The sequence below is a fragment of the Marinobacter changyiensis genome, from assembly GCF_009193265.1.
GTDB classification, from domain to species: Bacteria; Pseudomonadota; Gammaproteobacteria; order Pseudomonadales; family Oleiphilaceae; genus Marinobacter; species Marinobacter changyiensis.
The window spans coordinates 920,638-944,059 of record NZ_VZZZ01000001.1 but is presented as its reverse complement, the minus strand read 5'-3'; the positions used below and the strand labels follow the sequence as shown (position 1 = coordinate 944,059).

Below are 23,422 nucleotides of genomic sequence, written 5' to 3'. Positions count from 1 at the left end.
TTTCCTGTTGAGTGATGTGCATCCGGTACCTTGTCACAGATCCGTCGCCCAACTCGTGCGGCCGAGTTCCATCACACGCGCGACTTCCTCGTCGGGTACTGCAGCGGTATCACCCAGCTCCAGCGGGTCGTAGTGATACACGTACATTCGTGAGGCAAACTCGGCAATGGGCAGGGACGCTTCACCGTTGAGTTCGTCATTGCCCTGAATGGCGCAGACGATGCCCTGGCCCCAGTCCTGACCACCGTCGTTGTTGGGATTGAAGAAATAAACCCGCATCTGGGCGTGAGCATCCAGGGCTACCCGCAAAATGGTAATGGCGTGCCGGCCGACATAGCGGCCGCCGCTGTCGGTCGAGGCGATGCCCGCCGGCTGTGGGTGGATCACTGGCATGTGACCGTTGTAATAGGGGTGATAACTGGCATAGAACTGGCGGATGAAGCCCTCATAGTCATCAAGCTTGCCGGTGTGGATATCGGTCACTACCCGGAAACCATGGCCTACCCACCAGCCATAGAATTCCGGATTGATCCAGCGATGTAAATCATCGTCGCGTTCACCGCAGAGGCGGCCCATTTCCACATAGAGGCGGTCAAGGTGGGGCACCAGCATCAGCGAGACGACATCCACATCCAGCGGCAGTTCTTTTGCAAGGCCGTGCTCAAGTCCCTTGGACGATATCCGCTCACCCTCAAACCGGGTCAGAATTTCGTTGTCGCGGGCGGCCCAGGCCACCAGCTGTAGCAGATAGTCGGCGTCGTTATCGGCCCACATCGAGAGCCCGATGACCGATTGACAGGTCGGGTTGTTGCCCTGGCCAACCCCCAGAGGCAGGCCAAGAATACTCAGTATCCCCGCCAGGAGGAAGACCCTCGGTGGCTGTTCCTCACCGAACACCGAGGTCAGTAGTTCCTCGGATTCTGGCGACAGTTTCAATTCAATCTGCCGCCACAGCCCGGCCGCAACCGGTGGGTGAAAGAGTGTGCCCCGCTCCAGCAGCATGGCCAGACCATAAGCGGCCTGACTGGTTTCCGGAAAGATGGCGTCGTCAATCAGTCGGTAGACCAGTTGACTGTAACACTGCAGGGCGTCAATACCGGTGGTGCTCAGCCCCAGGGCAACGGGAATCAGATCGTCCCGGCGGTTGCGGATAAAACGCAAAAAGGCTGGGTGATAAGCCGAAACCAGCCCGGTCTCGCCCATGGCGTTGGCAAAGTCGGTAGCTTCGTCCTCGAGCGTGGCCTCATCCATGGTGGCGAGACGCTCGTTGTAAACCGCCAGACCGGGATCTTCCCGACAGCCCCTGGTGGGCCCGAACAAGGCCTTGACCAGGCGTGCGGCGTCCTCGCTACCGGCGGTATCAAGTTCGGGATCGAACAGACACTTGGCGATCTGGCTGATCATTTTCTTGATGCTGTCGGTCTGGATCGGCCGCTGTGCCAAAAGGCGCTTGACCTCGCCCACAAGGCTGGCAAGAATGCTCTCGTAACCGAGATGTGCGAGCAAAAACTGGTACAGAGACTGTACTATTGCGCCCAGTTCCTGCGGGCGTTCGCGGTCGGCTTCGCTCATTTGACCGGAAAGCAGATCCAGGTTCAGTGCCATGACCTGGGTCAGGAAATTACGAGCGCGTTGGGTGGCGATCCCGGGGTGAAAGTAATCGCGGGAGGCAATCGCCAGCATGCGGATTTCACTGAGTGCTTCGATGACCGTGATTTCGGCGTTGCTTTGGCGCAACGAGCGCACCGCCAGGCCGGGCTGCAGGATAGCCGGTTGCGCCCAGTCCCGGCCAGCGAAGACCCCGGCGGTTTCCACTGCCGCGACCCGTTCATAGAGGGCGTCCAGGCCTTCGGGCGTGGTCATGACCACCCTGGCCGACTCCAGTACCTCGGCACTGGAGGCTTTCGGGTCAGCTTTTCGGGCCTCGGCAAAACGCGCCAGTGTGGCATCAAACGCAGCAATTGCCGCCTGGGTGCTGGTGGCCGGGTATTCGGTGTTCATGACGTCGCGTCTCCTTTTGCTGTGACCATGGTGCTGAACCACTCAACGCCGAAGCGCACGCCAAAGCCCTGCACATCGGTCGGAATCTGGGCCGGGCCGCCTTTGTGGGTGCCGGAAGAGGCCATATCGACATGAACCCAGCCAATGCCTTCGCCGACGAAGCGACCCAGGAAGCGTGCCGCATAAAGGTGATCCCCTACGCCCTGGGTGCGGCATTGCAGGGTATCGGCCACCTGGGATTCCGGATCTTCATCGTAGTCATCCTCGTAAGGCATCGGCCAGACCCGCTCACCGCATTGCTCACCGGCCTGGATGATGGGCTCAATCCAGTCGCGCCGGTTGGTCATGGCACCGGCCAGGGTGGCGTAATCGAGAATGGCCACGGGCTTCTCACGGCTGGCGAGGGCCAGGGTATCGGCCAGTACCATGCGGCCCTCGGCATCGGTATTGATCAGTTCAATGGTAGTGCCATTCAGTGCAGTGATGACGTCGTTGCACTTCACCGCGTTCGGGCCAATGTGGTTTTCTGCCAGCGCCAGCCAGCAGCTGCTTGAAGCCCAGGCGGGTGAGCGCCAGAAAGGTGCCGAGCGCGACCGCACTGCCTTGCATGTCACCGTGCATGCCCAGCATGCCGTCACCGACTTTGAGGTTGGTGCCGCCAGTATCGAAACAGATGCCTTTGCCCACCAGAGCCAGTGCCGGCCCTTTTGAACCTTTGGGCCGATAGCTCAGGTGCAGCACGCCCGCATCGCGGTTGGGGCTGGCCTCGGTGACCGATAAAAAGGCCCCTGCGCCCAGTTTCTCCAGCCGCTTCAGGTCGATAAAGTCAGCGTCCCAGCCTTCCTGCTTCACCAGTGTCTCGGCGTAGTTGCGATACAGGGCCGGAGTCAGGTAGTTGCCTGGTAATTGCGTCAACCAACGGGCCAGATTGTTGCCCTCGGCGGTGGCCAGCGCATGGTTGAACTCCGCCCCGGCATAGTCACCCACAAAGCTGACCGTTTGCAGAGTGGAAAGATCTTCCGGTTTGCCGGTGATTTTCGGCAGGCGGAATACGGCGGCATGCACTGCGGCTACCAGGGCTTGCGCCATGGCCCGGGCGGCAACGCTGTCATCCAGCAGGGAAACCACTTTGATCTGGCGTGGTCGTTCAGTCAGCAGTGGGTCAACCAGCTTGCGCGCCAGGGTCAGTAATTTGAAGCTGGCAACGCCCTCACCAATGAAACCGATGGCGGTACGCAGACCATTGGGAGTGGTGGTGAGCACCGGGTTGGTCTTCTCCGGAAATGCATCCATACGCAGGCGCAGCGCGTCGGCCCAGGGTGTTTTCTCAACGGCATCCCGGTTGCCTTCCGGCAACAACAGCACCAGTCCGCAGGCGTCATCGGATTCCCAGGAGGCCGAGGTCAGGGTCGTTGTCTGAAGCATAATTGTCGGGAATGCCGGGAGTGGCAGCGTTGGCTTCATGGTGTAGACCTCAGAAAAACGGGGTGGCGAATGTTCGGCCCAGAGCTCGCAGCATAACGTAAGGTGACTCTGTAATACGGTGTTGTTCATAGCGTAATACACCTATAGCGCCCTTGCTCAGAGAATTATGGCGGTCGTCAGAAATAACATCAGACCCTCGTCATTTTCGGACTCTGTCGCATACACTGTTCTTTATCGAACCGCTGGTAAAGCTGCATTAGTATCAGATTGGACAGGTTAGTATTTTAATTATGTAAAAATCCGGGCCTCGTGCCAGCGTTGCGCAGGAGTAATGATGAACACCACACCAATGCCCCGTTTCGGTCTCGTTCTCATCGGTGACGAGCTGTTGAACGGCCGCAAACAGGATGCTCATCTGGCCGCCATGATTACGCGGTTTGACGAGCGCGGATTGGAGCTGTCGTGGGTGCGCACGATTGCGGATGACGGCGAGTTGATTACCCAGACGCTAACGCAAACCTTTGCTGGCCCCGATGTAGTATTCAGCTTTGGTGGCATTGGCGCGACCCCGGACGACCTGACGCGCCAGTGTGCGGCTGCAGCCCTGGGAGTGGTTACTGTTCTGCATCGTGAAGCCGAAGCGGAAATCCGGTCACGGCTCGGGTCACGACTGAATCCGCTGCATCTGCGGATGGGGGAGTTTCCGGTTGGCAGCCGAATCATTCCCAATCCGATCAACGGCATTCCCGGTTTTGCCATCCATCGCCATCATTTTGTGCCCGGCTTTCCCCGAATGGCCTGGCCGATGGTGGAGTGGGTGCTTGACCATGACTATGCCGACTACCAGGCACCTAATCGCACCGTGAGTCAGACTCTGGTGCTGACCGATACCTCGGAAGGGCCACTGATTCCACTGATGGAGCTGCTGCTGACGGAGTATCCGGATTTGCGTCTGGCCTGCCTGCCCCATGCAGACGGACGACGCGAGGTGGAGCTGAGCCTGAAGGGTGATCCGGAACACGTGGTCGCCGGCATGAGACGTTTGCGAGTGCTGTTACGCGAGCTGACCGGCTGATTCGGTTTTCATCTTACGGTGTCGCATATGCTGGGGGTCGCCGGTGGTTTCGTGCTGATGGTGGTGCTGGTCGGCCTGGGGTTGGTGCAAGTCTTTCAGGTCTATCCGGTCAGCTACACCGGGCTGATGGCACTGAGTGGGCTCTACCTGTTGTTTCTGGGCTGGAAAATCGCAACCGCCGTGCCACCGAGTCGGGTTGAGCACGCTGGAACACCGTTCACCTTTCTCCAGGCGGCCCTTTTTCAACGCTATATCGCGGCGCGCGCGTTAATCAGACCAACGGGCGCGACACCAGTCAATCTGTTCGCGCCGGGACAAAAACGTCCACGCAACGATGCGGGTAACTTTTTGCCCATGCTGCATGGCAATAGTTTTCACCTTGGCGGCCGCCGCCGCTGCCAGGTATGGGCGAACCGGTACTCGGCGAGAATCACCAACGGAATCACGCTGAGATAAACAACGTCATGCAACGCCATGATTAACCTTGTAATATTCGCGCCTGAAAATTTACGACCGACAATCAACCGGTTGGAAAACGACCATTTGACAACTGTAAAGTTTTCTGACGAAATCAGTTCATTCAGAAGTTTTATCAGAGGCTCCCTATACACTGGCGGTCGGTTTTTACAGTACTTTTTAGCCGGATGTGGTGTGAGCGGCAGGTGTCCAAGCGGTAATTCATCCGCGATCAATAAGCCGTATGATATCGGCATTTAAACCAACGAAAGAGAGGCATTATGGGATCTGTCAAGTCAGTGTTTACAGCGGTGCTGTTCGGCACCACCCTGTTTGTGACCGGTTGTGCGACGGTGGGCAAGGATTTTGCCACCCACAAGGTAGATCAGATTGAGACTGGTAAAACCACCCGGTCCGACATCCAGGATATGTTCGGCGAGCCTTGGCGCACAGGAGTCGAGGATGGCAAGCGTACCTGGACCTATGGCAAATACCGCTGGTCCGCGTTCAGCGATGACGAAACCACCGATCTGGTGGTGCGTTTCGATGGCAACGGCAAAGTCGCCTCTTACGTTTACAACACTACTAACAAGTAAGTCTCGTTTTGAAGCTCGCCGTGAACATGTCGGTGACCTTTCCCATCCGAGTCGCTATCGCAGTTTTGTTGCTGGTAGTCACCCAGGTGGCTACGGCCGAGGTGATCACCGCCCGAACGGTTTCAAGCACGGAGGTGTTTGAGGACCAGGGTCGGTCGGTTGTCGTCAGCACGGAGGTGCCGTCTGAACTGATTGGTCTGTACTGGCTGAAACCTAAGCCCAGCGAGTTCTTCAAGGATCTTGAACGACGCCTGACCCTGAGGGCCGACGGCACAGTTACAACCCAGGCAGCTGGTGGGCCACGGGTGCTGAGGTGGGGTGTGCGGGTTGAGGGTGGCGCTTTGCAGGTCAGCCGGTATCCGGGGCCGGTTTGGATGGGAAGCCATGAAGGCGAGGACCTGGCGGCTTACACGCTGGTTTTGCGGTATCAGGACGGCAGTCTGGAGGAGAAAAAGCTGTTTGAGAGCCGTGACCGGCTGGCTATCGAAGGCCCAGCCGGTATGGCTCTGATAAAGCAGTATTAGGAGACCATAGTGCCGCCATCCACCGCCAGGCACTGGCCGGTGATATGGCGGCCGGCCTCTGAGGCCATCAGGACGGCTGCGCCCTTGAGGTCTTCATTTCCGCCGAAACGCTTCAAAGGGATACGACCAAGCATGCTGTCGCCCTGAGACTCCAGCAGGCCCTGGGACATTTTCGAAGGGAAGAACCCGGGGCAAAGGGCATTGACATTGATATTGTAGTGTCCCCACTCAGACGCCAGCGCCCGGGTGAAGTTCACTACAGCGCCTTTGCTGGTGTTGTAGGCGATGGTCTGCATACCTTCGGGGTTGCCAGACAGGCCCGCGATTGAGGCAATGTTGATAATCTTGCCGGTATTGCGGGGAATCATGCAGCGTTTGCCCACGGTCTGGGTGAGGAAGAAAATGGCGTTGACGTTCAGGTTCATCACCTTCATCCAGCCTTCAGGTGGATAATCCTCCGCTGGCGCGCCCCAGGTGGCGCCCGCGTTATTGACCAGAATGTCGATATCCCCCAACTGATTGACCACCTGATCCACCAGCGCGGGAATGCCTTCCAGTTTGGAGAGGTCGGCGGCGATGGTAACCACGTTCACACCCAGGCTTTCCAGGTGTGCCTTGGCATCATCCAGCTCGTTCTGCTTTCGGGCACTGATGGCAATGCTGGCTCCCATCTCGCCCAGGGCTTCCGCCATTTGCAGGCCCAGCCCACGGGAGCCTCCGGTGATGAAGGCAACCTTGCCAGTCAGGTCCAGTAATTGTTTTACGCTCATGGTGTTCTCCTTCGGTATTCAGGCGGTTATTGCCAGCAGGGCATCACTGACCTGGGCGAGATGATGGTCGGCATCACCAAACATCAGATTAATCAGAGTCAGGCGCTTGAACAAATGGGCGGTGAACATCTCATCGGTCACGCCCATGCCACCGTGCAGTTGCACGCCTTCCTGGCCAACGTAGCGGGCGGCCTGGCCGACCAGGGTCTTGGCCATGGAGATGGCTTCCCGGCGACTGGCGCGGTCATCGGAGTCCGCTTCGCTGGCGGCCAGAATGGCCATGGTTCTGGCCTGTTCGGTCTGGATGAACATGTCTGCCATGCGGTGCTGCAGCACCTGGAACTTGCCGATCGGCACCCCGAACTGCTTGCGGGTTTTGATGTACTCCAGCGTGCCTGCGTTCATGGCTTCCATGGCGCCAACAGCCTCGGAGCACAAGGCCGCAATACCCAGATCCACCGCTTTTTCGATGACCGGGTAAGCGTCATCAATGGTGCCAATCAGATTGTCGGCACTGACCCTGACGTTGCTGAAGTTGACCTCGGCGGTGCGGTGGCCATCGTGGGTAGCAAACTCGTCCACTTTGACGCCTTTGGCGCGGCGATCCACCAGGAACAGGGACAACCCGGATTCATCGTTCACGGCACCACTGGTGCGCGCGGAGACAATCAACTGGTTCGCCTGGCCGCCATGGAGCACGGCGGTTTTCTGGCCACTGATCAGGAAGTGGTCGCCGTCCTTGTGAGCGATGGTCTGTACATGGCTAAGGTGATAGCGGGCGCCTGGCTCGTAGTGAGCGAGCGCCAGCAGACGCTCGCCGCTGGCGATGCCCGGCAGGATGTCGGCTTTCTGGGCATCGTTGCCGGCATCCCGGATCAACCCGCCGGCCAGTACGACGGTAGCCAGGTAGGGCTCCACCACCAGACCGCGGCCAAAGTTTTCCATCACCACCATGGTGTCGATGGCATTGCCGCCCAGCCCGTCATAGTCCTCCGGAAAGGTGAAGCCAAGCAGACCCATCTCGGCAAAATTCGCCCAGATAGCACGGTCAATGCCGGCTCCGGAGCCGATGATCTGCCCGCGCTTTTCAAAGCCGTATTCGTTAGTCACGAAGCGACGCAGGGAATCGTTCAGCATTTGCTGTTCTTCGGTGAGATCAAAATTCATAACGCCTCCTTACAGACCGAGCACGAGTTGGGCAATGATATTGCGCTGGATCTCGTTGGACCCGCCAAAGATCGACAGTTTGCGCATGTTGAAGTAATCGCCTGCAGCGGGCGTGGTATCGAAAGAGCCGACTCTGGGGCCGTTATAATCCAACTCCAGCGCCGCCGGAATATGGGCGATGGCATCTTGCCCGCCCGCTTCCATCAGCATCTCGAACAGCTGCTGACCGATTTCGGTACCACGAATTTTCAGAATCGATGCCTGCGGCCCGGGCCCACGCTTGTCCGTCAGCACCCGCAACACCGTCAGCTCCAGCGCCCGCAGCTCCATATCCAGCTGCGCCAGTCGGTCGCGGAAGCGGGTGTTCTCAATCAGCGGTCGCTGACCATCCTGCTCCTGGCGCGCCACTTCTTTGAGCCGCTTCATTATGGCTTTCCACTGCCCAACGTTTGCCAGCCCGGTACGCTCATGCCCCAGCAGGAACTTGGCGTAGGTCCAGCCTTTGTTTTCCTCGCCGACGAGGTTCTCCGCCGGCACCTGCACATTGTCGAAGTAGACCTCGTTAATCTCATGCTCACCGTCCAGCATGATGATCGGCCGAACCTCGATGCCGGGGGTGTTCATGTCAATCAGCAGGAATGAAATGCCCTGTTGCGGTTTGCCCTCAGTGCTGGTCCGCACCAGGCAGAAAATCCAGTCCGCGTGCTGACCAAGAGTGGTCCAGGTTTTCTGGCCATTGACGATGTAGTGGTCGCCTTCCCGCTTGGCAGACGTGCGCAGGGATGCCAGATCCGAACCTGCACCGGGTTCCGAATAACCCTGGCACCACCAGTCTTCGCCACTGAGGATGCCTGGCAAAAATCGCTGTTTCTGTTCGTCGTTACCAAACGTCATGATCACCGGCGCGACCATGCGCAGGCCGAAGTCCAGTTGCCGTGGAGTTCCAGCGAGGGCGCATTCTTCTTCAAAGATGATCTGCTGAATCGGGTCCCATCCGTTTCCACCAAATTCTTTCGGCCAGGTGGAAGCTCCCCAGGCTTTATCAAACAGAATCTTCTGCCAGCGTTCGGTCATCGCTTTGTCCGGGCGCAGGCGTTTCTGCACCCGTTCGCGAATGTCATCCGGCAGGTTGTCATCGAGAAACTGGCGAACTTCGGCGCGGAACGCCTCTTGTTCGGGGGTGTAATTCAGATCCATGGTGCACCTCTTGTCTGTTTGGCTGAGGTAAATGGTTTTCAGCTTGTTTGTGGCCTGCGAGATTTAACGACTGGCCTGCTAGCTCGGGGGCTGTGTCGGTTGGGAACCCCCTTTCAAAGCACGCTCCTGCGGCCCATCCCTGGGGCGCTTGGACTCCGCCATCCATGGGCCGAAGGAGCGCGTTTTGGAGATACCTTCCCAACAGGCGCTTCCCCCAAAGCCTCAGGCAACCAAGGCTCTAGGCAACCTCAAACAAACCGGCAGCACCCATACCAGTACCGACGCACATGGTGACGACAACGTACTTAACACCACGGCGCTTGCCTTCGATCAGGGCATGGCCAACCAGGCGGGAACCGGTGGTGCCGTAGGGGTGGCCGACGGCAATAGCGCCGCCATTGACGTTCAGGCGGTCCATCGGGATACCCAGTTTGCGTTGGCAGTAGAGCACCTGAACGGCAAAGGCCTCGTTGAGTTCCCACAGGCCGATGTCGTCGACTGTCAGACCAGCACGCTTGAGTAGCTTGGGCACGGCGAAGACCGGGCCGATGCCCATTTCGTCAGGCTCGCAACCGGCGACGGCGAAGCCCCGGAAGATACCCAGCGGAGCAACACCGCGCTGTTCAGCAATTTTGCTGTCCATCAGCACACAGGCCGATGCGCCGTCCGAGAACTGGCTGGCATTACCGGCAGTGACCACACCGCCCTCCATCGCCGAGCGGATTTTGCTGACGCCTTCCAGGTTGGTGTCCGGGCGGATGCCCTCGTCCTGGCTGACAGTCACTTCCTGGCTGCTGAGCTGGCCAGTGGCCTTGTCGGCGACACCCATGGTGGTGGTGATAGGCACGATTTCGTCGTCGAACTTGCCGTCTTCACGGGCTTTGGCCGCCAGCTGCTGGCTGCGGACGCCGTATTCGTCCATGTCTTCTTTCTTGATGCCGTAGCGCTTGGCCACGGTTTCAGCGGTGTCCAGCATGGACCAGTAGAGCTCCGGCTTGTTCTTCGCCAGCCAGGGTTCCATGAAGTAGTTCTGGTTGACGTTGGCCTGAACGGTGGAGATGGATTCCACGCCGCCGGCGACCATCACCGGCACCCGGTCCACGGCAATGTGGTGGGCGGCCATGGCGATGGCCTGCAGGCCGGAGGAGCAGAAGCGGTTGATGGTGGCGCCCGCCACGGACACCGGCAGGCCGGCACGGATGGCGCCCATACGGGCAACGTCGTTACCGGTGGAGCCTTCCGGCAGGGCGCAGCCCATCAGTACGTCTTCGATTTCGTTGGGGTCGACGTTGGAGCGCTCGACCGCGTGCTGGATGGCGTGGCCCGCCAGAGTAGCACCGTGGGTCATGTTCAAACCGCCGCGCCAGGACTTGGCCAGGGGCGTGCGGGCAGTGGATACGATGACAACATCATTGGACATAACAATTCTCCTGAGCTCGGAGCGTCGGTGTGCAGGGCGCCCCGGATAAATTTGTGTACCGGTTATTTGCTGTCGAAACCCTTGCCTTCCTTGGCGCGCCTGGCCAGCAGCGCCGCCGGCTCCCAGAAGCCTGGCTGGGTGTGGCGGTCTTCGGTGAAGGCCTGCATGGCGCGAACCACGTTGGGCAGTCCGACTTCTTCGGCGTAATGCATGGGGCCGCCGCGGAACACCGGGAAGCCGTAACCGGTCAGGTACACCATATCGATGTCGGAGGCGCGCTGGGCGATGCCTTCGTCCAGAATCTGTGCGCCTTCGTTGACCAGGGCATAGACACAGCGCTCGACGATTTCCTGGTTGCTGATCTTGCGTGGGGTAATGCCCAGTTCAGCGCGAACCTCGTCCACCACCTTGTCCACTTCCGGATCCGGCAGAGCGTTGCGGTTACCCGGCTCGTAGCGGTAGAAACCGGCGCCGGTCTTCTGGCCGTAACGGCCCATTTCGCACAGGCGGTCAGCCACAACCATCTTCACCATGTCCGGGTTCTCTTCGTACTGGCGCTTGCGGATGGCCCAGCCGATGTCACCGCCGGCCAGGTCCGCCATGCGCAGCGGACCCATGGCAAAGCCGAATTTCTCAATGGCCTTGTCGATCTGCTGCACGCTGGCGCCTTCTTCGAGCATCAGCAACGCTTCGCGCTGGTACTGGTTGATCATGCGGTTGCCGATAAAGCCGTCGCAGACACCGGACACCACGGCGGTCTTCTTGATGACCTTGGCCAGTTTCATGGCGGTGGCCAGAACGTCTTTCGCAGTTTTCTCGCCGCGCACCACTTCCAGCAGCTTCATGATGTTGGCGGGGCTGAAGAAGTGCAGGCCGATGACGTCTTGCGGGCGTTTGGTGAAGCTGGCGATCTTGTTCAGATCCAGGGTGGAGGTGTTGGAGGCCAGAATCGCGCCGGATTTGCACACTTCATCCAGCTTCTCGAACACGGACTGTTTGACGCCCATGTCTTCGAACACCGCTTCGATGACCAGGTCAGCGTCTTTGAGGTCATCGTAGCTGAGTGATGTGGTGAGCAGGTCCAATGCCACCTTGGCCTTGTCCTCGCTCATCTTGCCTTTCTTGACCCGGCCTTCATAAACACTGCGGATATGGGCGATGCCACGATCCAGGCCTTCCTGCTTCATTTCCACCAGGGTGACCGGGATACCGGCGTTCAGGAAGTTGATGCTGATGCCGGTGCCCATGGTGCCAGCGCCGATCACACCCACGGAGTTGATGTCACGAATCGGCGTGTCGGCAGGCACATCGGCAATCTTGCTGGTCAGGCGCTCGGAGAAAAACGCGTGGCGCAGGGCGCGGGATTCCGGCGTCTGCATCAGGTTCAGGAAGGCTTCGCGCTCGATCTTCATGCCCTGCTCGAAGGGCTTGGTTACCGCCGCTTCCACTGCGTCCACGCATTTCAACGGGGCCGGGTAGTTTTTGGTCATGGCCCCCACGGTGTTGCGGGTGAACATGAAGAAGCCTTCCGGGTTCGGGTGCTTCACTTTCAGGTCCCGCACTTTCTTGAGCGGCAGGTTTTCGCTGATCGCCTTGGTGGCGTAGGCAATGGCCGCATCCAGCAGTTCAACATCGACAATCTCGTCAAACAGGGCGCTGCCCTTGAACTGCTTGGCTGGCACCACACTGCCGGACACAATCATGTTCAGGGCGTGTTCGGCGCCGATCACCCGGGGCAGGCGCTGGGTGCCGCCGGCGCCGGGCAGCAGGCCCAGTTTCACTTCCGGCAGGGCAATCTGGGCATCGGGTTTGGCGATGCGGTAATGACAACCCAGGGCCAGTTCCAGCCCGCCACCCATGCAGGCACCACTGATGGCAGCAATGACCGGCTTGCGGCTGCTTTCCACATAGTTAATAACAGTGTTCAGGTTCGGTTCGGCGGTGGCTTTGGATGAGCCGAATTCACTGATGTCGGCGCCGCCGGAGAAGGCACGGTCGGAGCCGATCAGCACCACAGCTTTTACCGAATCGTTGGCTTCCGCCTGCAGAATGCCGTTGACAATGCCCTGGCGGAGCGCCAGCCCAAGGCCGTTTACGGGCGGATTGTCGAGTCGGATTACGGCTATATTGCCGTTGGTGTCGTAGTGCGCAGTAGTCATGTGCGGCTCCTTGTTATTCCCATACACTGGTGTATTGTCTGTCCATACACTAATGTATGTTGTGGGTGTGGTCAACGCTTCAGGTAGAATTCACACCTATCCGAACCCAACAGGACGCGCCGTCAGAATGACTGAATCCAAAGCTTCTGCCCGAGGCAGCCGTAAAGCCTCCGATAAAGCCCAGCTGACCCGGGATCACTGGCTGGACGCGGCGGCCGGAGAAGTTGCTGCCGGTGGTTTCGGACATCTGCGGGTAATGACGCTTGCCAAGAAGCTGGGGGTGACCCGGGGCAGCTTCTACTGGCACTTCAAGGATCACGGGGACCTGGTGGTGAGCTTCCTGGACCGCTGGCGGGATCGTCGCCTGCACGAGCTTCAGTACTGGAAGCCCAAGGGCGGGGATGTGGAAACCGAACTGCGGGAAATTCTGGAACTGCTGCTGACGGACGCCTCCCGCAATATCCGCCGCCTGCAGGTAGAGCTGGCGGTACGGGATTTCGCCCGCCGCAATGACTACGCCGCCGACCTGGTTACCCAGGTAGACGCCGCCCGCATTCAGCAGAACTGTACCCTGTTCCAGCGTCTCAGCAATGACCCCCAGCGCGTCAAAGATCTCTCCCTGCTGTTGTACGTAGCTACTATCGGTTCTCAGGTGGTGCTGACAGGCAAAAAAGGTGATGCCGAGGCCATCCGTCGGATCGAGGACCTGCTGGCGAGGGTGGTTTTGGAGCAGCGGGATTAGGGGCCGGTCAGACTAATGGCTGTCGGGATTGCGGAGCCCGCGGATTAGACTAAGCTAGTGGGCTGGCTTTTCCCTCTCCGCAACTGGAAGCCCTGTTATGCCAATCAGTGTTCACTACTGCCTGACGGTTCTTATCTGGGGCCTGACCTGGACAGCGATTCGACTGCAGGTAGAAGCGGCCCCGGTGGATCTCTCGGTGTTTTACCGCTTTGTTATTGCCGCACTGGTTGCCCTTGTGGGGCTGACGCTGCTTCGCCGACTGCCTCGGATGTCGCTCAGTCAGCACCGTTGGCTGGTGTTGCAGGGGCTGACCCTATACAGCATCAATTTTCTGTTGATCTACCGTGCAGCGGAGTCCATGACCACCGGTTTGCTGGCGGTGGTGTTCTCCCTGGCTGCATTGTTCAACGCCTTCAATGGCTGGTGGATCATGGGGCTGCGGCCGAGCCCCCGGGTCTATCCGGCGGTGGCGCTGGGGGTAACGGGTGTCGCGTTGCTGTTCTGGCATGATCTGACCCTCGGCAACGCGACAGTGGCAGCCATTCTGTTTGCGGCTGCCGGTACCTTCTGGTTTTCCCTTGGTAATCTGATCAGTCTCAAGGTGCGGACAGCGGAGATACCGCTGTTGGCGGGCAACGCCTGGGCGATGTTTTATGGGGCGGTGGCGCTGGGCATCTGGTGTCTGGTTCAGGGTGTGACCTGGCAGCTGCCGGCATCGGGTTCTTTCTGGGGCGCTACGGTATTTCTCGCCATTCCCGGCTCCATTATCGGATTTTACTGTTACATAACAGTCATTCGCACCCTGGGCGCAGATAAGGCAGGTTATGCCACGGTTTTGTTTCCGGTGGTGGCGCTGTCAGTGTCGACCTGGCTGGAAGGGTTTGAGTGGACCATAACCGCGATTATCGGGGCGATGCTGGCGCTGTTGGGAAACTATGTGTTGTTTCGCAAAGCGTCGGTACCCGTTCCTGACAAGGCGCTGTATGGTAAGGAATAACAGCACACCCGCTGGAGTGGCCATGATTAACCATAACAGGCGGCTGGTCATGATTCTGCTGGCTCTCTGGCTTCAGAACGCCAGCGCCGATGACGCCTGCATAGCGTCCGCCCAGTCTGAACTGGAGCGTCTCTACTGCGATATTATGGCGCAGGGCGAGGGCGGCAGTTTACCGTCGAGGGCGGATTTCAAACGCAATGATCCCCAAGTGCAGGCACTGTTGCTCAGGCGCCCGGCTGCCCGCCTGGGCTTGGACGTGCCTGTACCCGTTGGCGATTCCAGGCCTTCACTGGCCAAATCCGCCGCCCCGGCTGCTGGAAATTGGCCGGAATTCCGAGCCGACAGCCGCGGTGGTCAGCGTTCCGCGGCTCCGGTTAACAGGACGGCAGAGCGAAGCCTTGCGAAGTGTCAATTGCAGGGTGAGGTTCTCCTCTGCCCGGGCCGCCGGTTCGAACTGGCAACGAATCAGCACAACCGCGAGCTGTTGCCCGGCGTACTCGATGACAGCAATACCCTGTCGCTGCCTTCTTTCGAAGGTGATCGCAACGATGACGAAGCCGTCCGGCGTTATCTGTCCGATGCCTACGACATTTACATCGCCAAAATGCTCGCGATCGGGCTGGGGGCGTCCACCATGAGTTTCACCGCGTTCCACAATGCTTTTCACAGTATTGAGGGCGCTGGCGTCGATTTTGCCGAGCGGCAGGAGCAGACCTACCACCTGCTGAAACAGGACAGGAAGACCCTCGCCGTAAAAGCCCGTTACCACGACGAACTGCCGGACAACATCAACCTGTGTACCGAGATTAGCCGGGATATTGTGGTCTGCGACAACGTCGGTAAGAACTGGGTTTACGTCACCCGCTGACTGACGAACTGCTGACCCGGGACACCGAAGCCCGGGGGCAGGCCGGCACTAGACCGTCAAAATGGTCGCACCGGTGGTTTGGCGGGCTTCCAGTGTCCGGTGGGCGTCTGCTATCTGTGCCAGCGGAAAGCGCTGGTCGATGCGGATCTTGATTGCACCGGAGGTGACCTTCTCGAACAGTTCCCGCGCCATTTGCTGGCAGGTATCGTGGTCTCCGATGTGGGTGAACAGGGTGGGTCGGGTGAGTTTCAGCGAGCCTTTCGCTGCCAGCTGGCCGATATCCACCGGCGGCACTTTTCCCGAAGCGTTGCCGAAGGAAATCATCATGCCCAGGGGCTTCAGGCTGTCGAGGGAGCCTTCAAACGTATCCTTGCCGACCGAGTCCATCACCACGTCAACGCCCTTGTTGTTGGTCAGGGCACGGACGCTCTCAGCGAAGTTCTCGGTGCGGTAATTGATCATATGGCTGGCACCGTGGGCCAGCGCCAGTTCGCACTTCTCGTCCGTGCCCGCAGTACCGATCAGGGTGATACCTTCGGATTTTGCCCATTGGCAGGCGATCAGGCCTACTCCACCGGCTGCGGCGTGAAACAGCACCGTGTCGCCTTTATCGAGAGGGGTGGTGCGCCTAAACAGATACTGCACGGTCAGGCCCTTGAGCATCATGGCGGCACCTTCATCAAAGGAGATCCCCTCCGGCAACGGGCATACCTGAGCGGCAGGCATTACGCGGGCTTCGGCGTAGGCGCCGGGAGGGCCGGAGGCGTAAGCGACACGATCACCGGGTTTGACGTGGGTGACGCCGTCGCCGACGGCCTCGACCACACCCGAGGCTTCCAGCCCGAGCGCGGTTGGCAGGGGTAGCGGGTACAGGCCAGTGCGCTGGTAAACATCAATAAAGTTGAGGCCGCAGGCCTTGTGCCGGATCCGCAGCTCGCCCGGGCCAGGCTCTCCGACCGGCATAGTTTTCAGTTTCAATGCTTCCGGGCCGCCAAAGGCTTCGATGATAACGGTGTTGGCGTGGGTTGTAGTCATGGGATGAGGTCCTTTTATTGTGTTACCAATGTAGCGATTTATGTGCTTCCCGGCTAGACGGCCCGGTAGAAAAGCCGTGAGACACGGAAGTTTCGACCGCCGACCGGATGACGGCCGACACCTGCCCCCGTAAACTGCGCAATCCGTTTTGAACTTCTTTCGAACAGTCGACTCCAGGCCCGCCTATGATTGCCGTTTTCTTCAGTACTTTTGTTACCAGCGCACTGAAATTCCTGTTTCTGCTGGCGCCGTTTTTTGCGGTGACCATGTTTCTGGCCCTGACCCGGGGCCAGAGTGCGGCCGAAAAAAGCGCCATCATCCGCCGGGCCTGTATTTCCGCCCTGATCCTCGGGTTGGCGCTGTTCTTTGCCGGGCCGCTGCTGTTCAACGCCATCGGCATCACCCTCGACTCGTTCCGGATTGGCGCCGGCTCGTTGCTGTTCCTGACGGCGATCAGTCTGGTCAGTGACGGCACCCGCAACCACGCCACCGGCCTGCCGGAAGAGGACCGCGATGATGTCGCGGTGGTACCGCTGGCGATTCCGATCATTATCGGACCGGCAACGATCGGTGCGATTCTGGTCTATGGCGCCGAACTCAACACCGTGCCCGAAGTGGCCGGTGGTCTGCTGGGGCTGGTGGCGAGTCTGGCTGGGCTGGCGGGGTTGCTGTACCTCTCGGGTTTTCTGGAAAAAGCCATGGGGAAAACCGGCCTGCATATCATGTCGAAAATCAGCGGCCTGATTCTCTCGGCGATGGCGGCGGAAATTGTATTGACGGGCGTGGCAGGGTTTGTCCAGAGCACAGGCCTCTGAGGTAAATCGATCGAGGTGGCTGCCTATGGGGAAGTCATACGGCCTGGATATCATTGGTAAGCCCGGGTTGGCGTTGTCGACAGCCTCAGGTGCCGAGCGCCAGCCATACGCCCACGCCCATCATCAGAGTGCCGGCGAGCCGGTTGATCAGCCGAACATTACGGCCGTTGGACAGCAGCTTGCTCAGGGTTTTACCGCCCGCTGCGTAGAGAATCAGCGACAACAGCTCGATCACCAGAATCGCCGCGACCAGGATTGAAAGCTGTGGCGCCAATGGACGGCTGCCGTCCAGAAAGGGCGGCAGCAAAACCATAAAGAACGCCCAGCCTTTGGGGTTGGCGACAGCGGTAAAAAAGCCCTGGGCTGCCAGCTGCAGGGGACGCGCCAGAACATTGGCGGATGCGCCGGTCTCAGGGATGGCGAGCTTGCCCCGGGAGCGCCACAACTCCACCCCCAGCCACATCAGGTACAGCCCGCCCGCCCACTTGAAGAGGGTAAACACCATCGGTGCGCTGAGCATGACGGCAGCCACCCCGACCACGGCCATAACCGCCACCAGCCCGACGCCAATCAGCTCCCCCGCCATCATCCAGAATGTGCGGCGCACCCCGATGGTCATGCCCAGACTCATGGACAAGGTCATGCACATGCCGGGAGTCAGGGATACCAGCACAAAGGTGGGAATAAACGCGGCCAGCAAGGCGGTGTTGATCATCGCTTCTCTTCAGGTTTTTAGGGTTTTCTGTTCATTCAATTTGTGGAATGAGCTGCTGCCTGTGTCAGGCCAGCTGAACCACTTCTTACAGTGGCCGCTCTGAGCTTCCGGTGCTGCAAGCCGATCAGCACCAGCGGCACGACAATCATCACGCTGCCGACCAGAAACCACAAGTCCGGAACTTCGTTAAACCAGATCCAGCCAATGGCTACGGCCCAGATCAGCCCCGTGTATTCGGCGCTGGTCACCTGGTTGGCGTCGACCTGTTTATAGGCCAGTAACACGGTGATGTTGTAGCCCAGAATGAACACCGTGGAGCCGAGGGAATTTACCAGTATAGCCGGATCCCAGGGGGCGCCTTCAATAATCATCAGTGCAAAACTGGCGGGCAGGATCAGCAGGTAGCTAAGCACCAGTTTGTGCACGGTGGATTGTTTGCGCGGCAACTGCCGGACCATTACTGCGGCGATTGCCAGCGCCAGCGCGGCTCCCAGGGCCGCCACCGCGCCCCATCCTATCGCTACCGGACGCAGAATAACAATGATACCGGCGAAGCCACTCAGGCGCTCGCGGAAAAATATCACCGCAAACAGCATGACGAGAATGGGCGCGGCATAAAAAATCGCATTGGCGGTGGCCAACGGCAGCGATCCGATTGCGATCACCATGCACACCATTCCAGCCAGATGCACATGGGCCCGGAGGAGATGAACGCCCAGGCCCTGGAACAGACGCCGGGAATCAATGTAGCGATACAGCGGCAGCAGCATCAACAGTGTCAGCAGGCAGCGCAGAAAGGTGAACTGGAAAATCGGGGCGCCGGATTCCATCAGTTTGATGAATACGTCGCTGACCAATGCCATGGCGTTGCCGATCACCAGCAGAAGGATTGCACTGTTTACGGTTTTGCCTGACATGATTTTCACCTCCTCTTTGCTTTCCTCCCGCCTGGGAGTCATCGCCCTGCGTAGCACCCTTTCCAAAACGCGCTCAAGCACATCCATGTGACGCTTGAGTTCCGCCCCTCAGTACTTATTGCTCCTGCGTCGCACTGAGGGTCCAGGGCAGGCCATCCTTGGCCAGCCCGTGAAGAGCTTCCGCTCTTCACCCATGGCTCCGCACAGTTTTGGAAAGTGTGCTACGCAGGGCTCTCTGAACTTGTGTCAGTCCAACGTTAGGATGAGATTCTAGGGGTAGGAAAATCAGGTACTTAGGAGGGGGTCGCCAATATGTCGATATGGGATGACCACGCTAAAGTGATACTTTTTATGGGTTTCCATCGATAGCATGAGATTTATTCCATAAAAGTAAACTAAAACATTGACTTATCAGGCTTGGTCGTTGTTTATAGCACCGAAAAGGAAGGCACGTAAAGCGATAATGGCTTTACTTCTAGGATGAGAATCTGCTTTGTAAATGAGGGAGAAAGAAAGGGATCAAGGCGGTCCGAAATCTTTCTGAGAGCATATCGTGAAGCGTGAGTTTTTCGGGGATCACGTCAGCCGCCATTCCTTTTAGGTGTTGAATCTCTCTCCAGTAGCTTTAAGCACCTGAGTTCAGATGGCCCCGTCCGTTTGCTTCAGGAAGAAGGAAATTCGCTATTCGATTTAGCTGGATCGCTTCATGGCATGGCCTTCTATTTCAGACTGTATAGGCCTAGCCAATAATTTCCGCCCCCTTTGTTATCCCTGACAACAAACCTGTACTAAGAGCTGGCGATAGGGATATCCAGTTGTTTCACCAATTAACTGAAGTCAACGACGGGTTCTACCCCGTTTCCACGGACGGTTTTAAAACTAATTAATGGGGCGTGTCTATATTTTTGGGGGAATTCCAACAAAATTACTCACTGCGCTCACAATTTTGCCTGTGGACGGAGGCGTTATCGCACCATCTGACTGTCCGCTTTGCGACCTGGTTGGCCAGCAGAAAACAATCTTCTGAACCATACTTAAGGGCCCTTACCCTCCAAAGAGGGCCACGTCATGACATTTCCTATCAGCAAAGCTCCCTGGAACAAGGGGAAGCTCGTTGGCCAGAAACTACCGCTCAAACTCGAACAAATATGGGCTATCCGCATTCGGTTAGAGATTGCAGAAAACATCCGCGAGTTGGCGATGTTCAACATGGCGATCGATTGCAAGCTCCGATCTTGCGATATGGTAAAGCTCTTGGTCCGAGATATTTCCAGAAATGGAGAGGTTTTGGATCGGGCGCAGGTCATTCAGCAGAAAACCAGCCAACCTGTTCAGTTTGAGATAACCAAAAAGACTCGCGAATCGGTCGAAGCGTGGATCGAATTTCGCGGACTATCAGGTATGGATTATTTATGGCCGAGCCGGATGAGGATGTTTGATTACATCACTACTCATCAATATGCCCGTATCGTCAAGAAGTGGATAACCAGCATTGGACTAGATTCTTCCGTCTATGCCACTCACTCAATGAGACGGAGCAAGGCAACGTTGATCTACAAGAAGACCAAAAATCTTCGAGCAGTCCAGTTGCTATTGGGACACACAAATATATCCAGTACCGTTCGATACCTTGGCGTCGAGGTGGAGGATGCTCTGGAGATAGCTGAGAGTATTGAGATCTGACTGCTGTAACGTGGCCCTTGAATTCGAATCGCTGCGAATCGAAGCCGCTCTCGGAGTCAGTCAATAATCATATGCTTGGTTTACTCAGACATCCTCTGAACAGAAGCGAACAGTAGTTAGCGCGTTTTATAGACCCAAGCCAACATTGGAAAGCGGACCTTTATGTTGCTCCGACACGAGTAAGTGAGCGTAGTCTGGTAAGACTGACCGGTGCAGTAATTGGAAACCAAAGAAGCTTTTGCAGCGCAGAGCTCAAGGTGGGTGGCGCGGTTGTGTGCCAAACAGGGATACAAAAGAACGAGAATACGATCTTTTGTGTCGTTGTCAGTCTTCTCCGGTGTTCTATTATCGAGAACAGTGTTTCGCGTTCAGGTGCGGCACGAAACGGGCGGTGAGTCCATACTTTTCCAGAACCCGACAAAGCTGGCCGTTTGCCTGGATTCGCTCGAAGCCGCGGTCGAACGCTTCGGCGATCGTTTTTGATCGGTCAGGCGTTTTCGGGGAAAGTGCCAGGTAACCAGGATGGCGCTCGGGAAGACAGCCAGCGTTGATCAGGTCCTTATTATCCTTGTCAAATTCAAACAATACCCGATCATCAAGAAGCGCATCATTGCGCTCCATTCGAACCATTCTGCGCATGCGATCGGGAATATTCTCGCCTCGGAGAAGCGTTACGCTTTGCTCTAAATTCTCGGAAATGTAAGCGTCGAGGATTTGGCCATAGGTATACCCTGATGTGGCAACGAAGTGGATGTTGCCAAGTGACTCGCGATCCGAATAACGCCACGTCTCATCCCGCGAAACGTAAAAACAGTATTCGGTGGACGAGACAGCATGCTTGGGAAAGGTAAAGTCGGAGGCCTCCCCCTTGAAGGTTGGCACTGTGGCATCGATGCGGCCTTCACGAACCTCGAAGAGCGCTCGTTCATACGGCGAATTTTGATAGGTAACTTTGTGCCCACCTGAAGCCAGAGCGGCACGAACAATTTCCACTGCGGCTCCCCAGCGCGGCTCGTTTTTGTCACAAGCATATGGGCACCAAAACGCTGGGGCGGCGATAGAGACATTCAGCGCTTCTTTCGGTTGGGGCTCTGACCAGCTAGGCGCAGTTGAAAGTGCACCATACATCCAGATCAGACATGCCGCAGGTGATGCCTTCATCCCGGCGTTTTCTCGAAAAATCCTTGGATTCCACATTGACCGGCAACCCCAATCGGAATGAACTGACGCCTACAGTTTGGCGCAGTGTTCAAAATCAAGTCAATGCAAGTACTCTTCAGCGTCCGAATCCGAGGGCTTACACCAGTGTGAGTGGTACACCCAAGGATCAAAAGAGGCGTTTGCTACATGAGTTGGAATGTTCGCTTTGCGACCGTAGCTTCAGTTCTGTAAATCCGCCAATCAACCTTTGGCACGCCGCGTTCAGTTTTGGTGTGACGCGCTACGCTGAGGAGCCGGATTTTTCCAGTTTTAAATGGACCGAAATTCTGGGGTAGGGGCAGTAACCAGATTTTCTTGTCGTCAATACTCGAATCTCAAAGCTGATTCTAAGCCCTGAGCGGTTTGGCCACAATGTGTTGGTTCAGTGACCTCCTTAACTGCGCATAAGAAGGCCATTATGGTAAATCCGCTGGCTCTGAATGAGCCAATTTAACGGTCAACGAAAAGGATCATTTTTCTCGCCGCGTTGTTATTACCCTTCCCCTGATAGCCCAGCCAAGCGCCAGACCTCAGCCACCTGCTGGGCGGTGCGGTTCAGGTTGACGTTCGCAGACTCCAAGGCATCGTCCAGTGGCACCGCACCAGGTACGATGCTGAACACGGCCTTCAGCCCCTCTTCACGCAGGGGCTCCAGATTGCCTATAATGGCACCAACCAAGGCAACTACCGGCACATGTTGACGCTGTGCGCGCTGGCTGATGCCCATCAGGGTCTTTCCACGGCCGGTCTGGTCATCGATTCGGCCTTCGCCGGTGAGGACCAGACCCGCGCCATGCAGGCGCCGGTCCATATCAACCGCGTCCAGCACGATATCGATGCCTCGGCGCAGTGAGGCGCCAAACACGCCACGAAAGGCGGCCCCCAGGCCACCGGCAGCGCCGGACCCGGGAAAGGTCAGCACATTAACGCCGGTGGCCTCGCTGAGCAGTTGCCCGTAGTGCAGTAAGTTGGCATCAAGACGCCCTACCATGTCGGGGTCAGCGCCCTTTTGCGGGCCGAAAATAGCCGATGCGCCTTGGTCCCCCACCAGCGGATTATCGACATCGCAGGCGATGTCAAAACGGGCGTAGCCGAGACGGGGGTCGAGGGTGGAGAGATCAATGCGGGCAAGATGGGTCAGACCGCCGCCGCCGGGCTCAATAGCTTGACCTGCGGCATCCAGCAACTGGCCGCCAAGGGCCTGTATCAGGCCAGCGCCGCCGTCATTGGTGGCGCTGCCCCCCAGGCCGATGATGAAGTGGGTTATGCCCCGATCCAGCGCCGCAAGGATCAACTCGCCGGTGCCCCGACTGGTGGTGCGCCAGGGATTACGCTGGGCTGGCGTCAACAGCTCGAGCCCCGCCGCCGCGGCGGTTTCGATCACACCGGTGCGACCGTCGCCGAGCACGCCCCAGCTAGCCTCAACCGTCGTCCCGAGCGGGCCGGTAACACGCTCCGTGTGCAGACTCCCACCGGTAGCGTGAACCAGCGCCCGGGTGGTGCCTTCGCCGCCGTCGGCCACTGGCAGCAGCACAACGTTATCCTCCGGGAAGACGTTGAGCCAGCCGGCAGCGATGGCACCCGCTGCGGCTTCGGCGGACAGGCTTTCCTTGAAGGAGTCGGGGGCGATCACGACCTTCATTCTAGTGCCTCCTGCGTA

22 protein-coding genes are annotated in these 23,422 nt (G+C 58.1%); 9 read left to right on the top strand and 13 right to left on the bottom strand.

Annotation, left to right across the window (positions count from 1 at the left end; all coding sequences use genetic code 11):
* Positions 1-33 precede the first annotated feature (33 nt).
* The 3 genes from F6Y09_RS04525 to F6Y09_RS20675 are packed head-to-tail and all read right to left on the bottom strand — an operon-like array spanning position 34 to position 3,555.
* Positions 34-2,001 (bottom strand): hypothetical protein, encoded by a 1,968-nt coding sequence (locus F6Y09_RS04525; protein ID WP_152205697.1) that lies wholly within the window; start codon positions 1,999-2,001, stop codon positions 34-36.
* Positions 1,998-2,504 (bottom strand): M17 family metallopeptidase, encoded by a 507-nt coding sequence (locus F6Y09_RS20680; protein WP_179959301.1) that lies wholly within the window; start codon positions 2,502-2,504, stop codon positions 1,998-2,000. Before F6Y09_RS20680 ends, F6Y09_RS04525 begins: the two co-directional genes overlap by 4 nt.
* Positions 2,458-3,555, bottom strand: coding sequence for a M17 family metallopeptidase (locus F6Y09_RS20675; protein ID WP_152205695.1), 1,098 nt, complete (start codon positions 3,553-3,555; stop codon positions 2,458-2,460). Before F6Y09_RS20675 ends, F6Y09_RS20680 begins: the two co-directional genes overlap by 47 nt.
* Before the next feature lie 205 nt (positions 3,556-3,760).
* Between F6Y09_RS20675 and F6Y09_RS04510 the strand changes: the two genes are divergently transcribed.
* The 4 genes from F6Y09_RS04510 (at position 3,761) to F6Y09_RS04495 (ending at position 6,077) form a co-directional block, all read left to right on the top strand.
* The gene (locus F6Y09_RS04510; RefSeq protein WP_152205694.1) at positions 3,761-4,501 is read left to right on the top strand and encodes a competence/damage-inducible protein A; all 741 of its coding nucleotides are present in this window, start codon (positions 3,761-3,763) and stop codon (positions 4,499-4,501) included.
* A gap of 27 nt (positions 4,502-4,528) precedes the next feature.
* Complete coding sequence (locus tag F6Y09_RS20075) at positions 4,529-4,957, top strand: hypothetical protein (RefSeq protein ID WP_179959333.1); 429 nt, start codon at positions 4,529-4,531, stop codon at positions 4,955-4,957.
* Positions 4,958-5,238: 281 nt separating this feature from the next.
* On the top strand, positions 5,239-5,553 hold the full coding sequence (gene bamE, locus F6Y09_RS04500) for an outer membrane protein assembly factor BamE domain-containing protein (RefSeq protein WP_152205693.1): 315 nt from the start codon (positions 5,239-5,241) through the stop codon (positions 5,551-5,553).
* Between the two features lie 32 nt (positions 5,554-5,585).
* Complete coding sequence (locus tag F6Y09_RS04495; protein ID WP_152205692.1) at positions 5,586-6,077, top strand: hypothetical protein; 492 nt, start codon at positions 5,586-5,588, stop codon at positions 6,075-6,077.
* Here the strand turns inward: F6Y09_RS04495 and F6Y09_RS04490 are convergent.
* The 5 genes from F6Y09_RS04490 to F6Y09_RS04470 form a co-directional block, all read right to left on the bottom strand.
* Positions 6,074-6,847, bottom strand: a complete 774-nt coding sequence (locus F6Y09_RS04490; RefSeq protein WP_152205691.1) for an SDR family oxidoreductase — start codon at positions 6,845-6,847, stop codon at positions 6,074-6,076. The two genes, F6Y09_RS04495 and F6Y09_RS04490, sit on opposite strands and share 4 nt — an antisense overlap.
* Positions 6,848-6,865: 18 nt before the next feature.
* Positions 6,866-8,014, bottom strand: a complete 1,149-nt coding sequence (locus F6Y09_RS04485; RefSeq protein ID WP_152205690.1) for an acyl-CoA dehydrogenase family protein — start codon at positions 8,012-8,014, stop codon at positions 6,866-6,868.
* Between the two features lie 9 nt (positions 8,015-8,023).
* Entirely contained in the window at positions 8,024-9,211 is a 1,188-nt protein-coding gene (locus tag F6Y09_RS04480; RefSeq protein ID WP_152205689.1) for an acyl-CoA dehydrogenase family protein, read from the bottom strand.
* A 238-nt stretch (positions 9,212-9,449) separates the two neighbouring features.
* A complete protein-coding gene (locus tag F6Y09_RS04475; protein ID WP_152205688.1) occupies positions 9,450-10,631 on the bottom strand; it encodes an acetyl-CoA C-acyltransferase in 1,182 nt (393 codons plus the stop codon).
* Between the two features lie 62 nt (positions 10,632-10,693).
* The gene (locus F6Y09_RS04470) at positions 10,694-12,790 is read right to left on the bottom strand and encodes a 3-hydroxyacyl-CoA dehydrogenase NAD-binding domain-containing protein (protein ID WP_152205687.1); all 2,097 of its coding nucleotides are present in this window, start codon (positions 12,788-12,790) and stop codon (positions 10,694-10,696) included.
* A gap of 127 nt (positions 12,791-12,917) precedes the next feature.
* Between F6Y09_RS04470 and F6Y09_RS04465 the strand changes: the two genes are divergently transcribed.
* From F6Y09_RS04465 to F6Y09_RS04455, 3 genes are all read left to right on the top strand, one after another.
* Positions 12,918-13,532, top strand: coding sequence for a TetR/AcrR family transcriptional regulator (locus tag F6Y09_RS04465; RefSeq protein WP_152205686.1), 615 nt, complete (start codon positions 12,918-12,920; stop codon positions 13,530-13,532).
* 97 nt (positions 13,533-13,629) lie between these two features.
* On the top strand, positions 13,630-14,529 hold the full coding sequence (locus F6Y09_RS04460) for a DMT family transporter (protein WP_152205685.1): 900 nt from the start codon (positions 13,630-13,632) through the stop codon (positions 14,527-14,529).
* Positions 14,530-14,551: 22 nt separating this feature from the next.
* Positions 14,552-15,397, top strand: a complete 846-nt coding sequence (locus F6Y09_RS04455; protein WP_246180296.1) for a hypothetical protein — start codon at positions 14,552-14,554, stop codon at positions 15,395-15,397.
* A 48-nt stretch (positions 15,398-15,445) separates the two neighbouring features.
* Here the strand turns inward: F6Y09_RS04455 and F6Y09_RS04450 are convergent, their stop codons facing one another.
* Complete coding sequence (locus F6Y09_RS04450; protein WP_152205684.1) at positions 15,446-16,432, bottom strand: quinone oxidoreductase family protein; 987 nt, start codon at positions 16,430-16,432, stop codon at positions 15,446-15,448.
* A gap of 185 nt (positions 16,433-16,617) precedes the next feature.
* On the opposite strand from F6Y09_RS04450, the gene F6Y09_RS04445 reads away from it, so the two are divergent.
* Positions 16,618-17,247, top strand: coding sequence for a MarC family protein (locus F6Y09_RS04445; protein ID WP_152205683.1), 630 nt, complete (start codon positions 16,618-16,620; stop codon positions 17,245-17,247).
* An 85-nt stretch (positions 17,248-17,332) separates the two neighbouring features.
* On the opposite strand, the gene F6Y09_RS04440 is transcribed toward F6Y09_RS04445, so the two are convergent.
* The gene (locus F6Y09_RS04440; RefSeq protein WP_179959332.1) at positions 17,333-17,962 is read right to left on the bottom strand and encodes a LysE family translocator; all 630 of its coding nucleotides are present in this window, start codon (positions 17,960-17,962) and stop codon (positions 17,333-17,335) included.
* 35 nt (positions 17,963-17,997) lie between these two features.
* Entirely contained in the window at positions 17,998-18,879 is an 882-nt protein-coding gene (locus F6Y09_RS04435; protein ID WP_152205682.1) for a DMT family transporter, read from the bottom strand.
* A gap of 1,068 nt (positions 18,880-19,947) precedes the next feature.
* Here F6Y09_RS04435 and F6Y09_RS04430 point away from each other — a divergent pair.
* Positions 19,948-20,562: a tyrosine-type recombinase/integrase gene (locus F6Y09_RS04430; RefSeq protein ID WP_152205681.1), complete on the top strand. Its 615-nt coding sequence runs from the start codon at positions 19,948-19,950 to the stop codon at positions 20,560-20,562.
* Between the two features lie 345 nt (positions 20,563-20,907).
* On the opposite strand, the gene F6Y09_RS04425 is transcribed toward F6Y09_RS04430, so the two are convergent.
* Together F6Y09_RS04425 and F6Y09_RS04420 are read right to left on the bottom strand one after the other, a co-directional pair.
* Complete coding sequence (locus tag F6Y09_RS04425) at positions 20,908-21,723, bottom strand: transporter substrate-binding domain-containing protein (RefSeq protein ID WP_152205680.1); 816 nt, start codon at positions 21,721-21,723, stop codon at positions 20,908-20,910.
* Between the two features lie 532 nt (positions 21,724-22,255).
* Positions 22,256-23,404 carry a glycerate kinase gene (locus F6Y09_RS04420; protein ID WP_152205679.1) on the bottom strand — a complete coding sequence of 383 codons (1,149 nt, stop codon included), beginning with the start codon at positions 23,402-23,404 and terminating at the stop codon, positions 22,256-22,258.
* Positions 23,405-23,422: the final 18 nt, after the last annotated feature.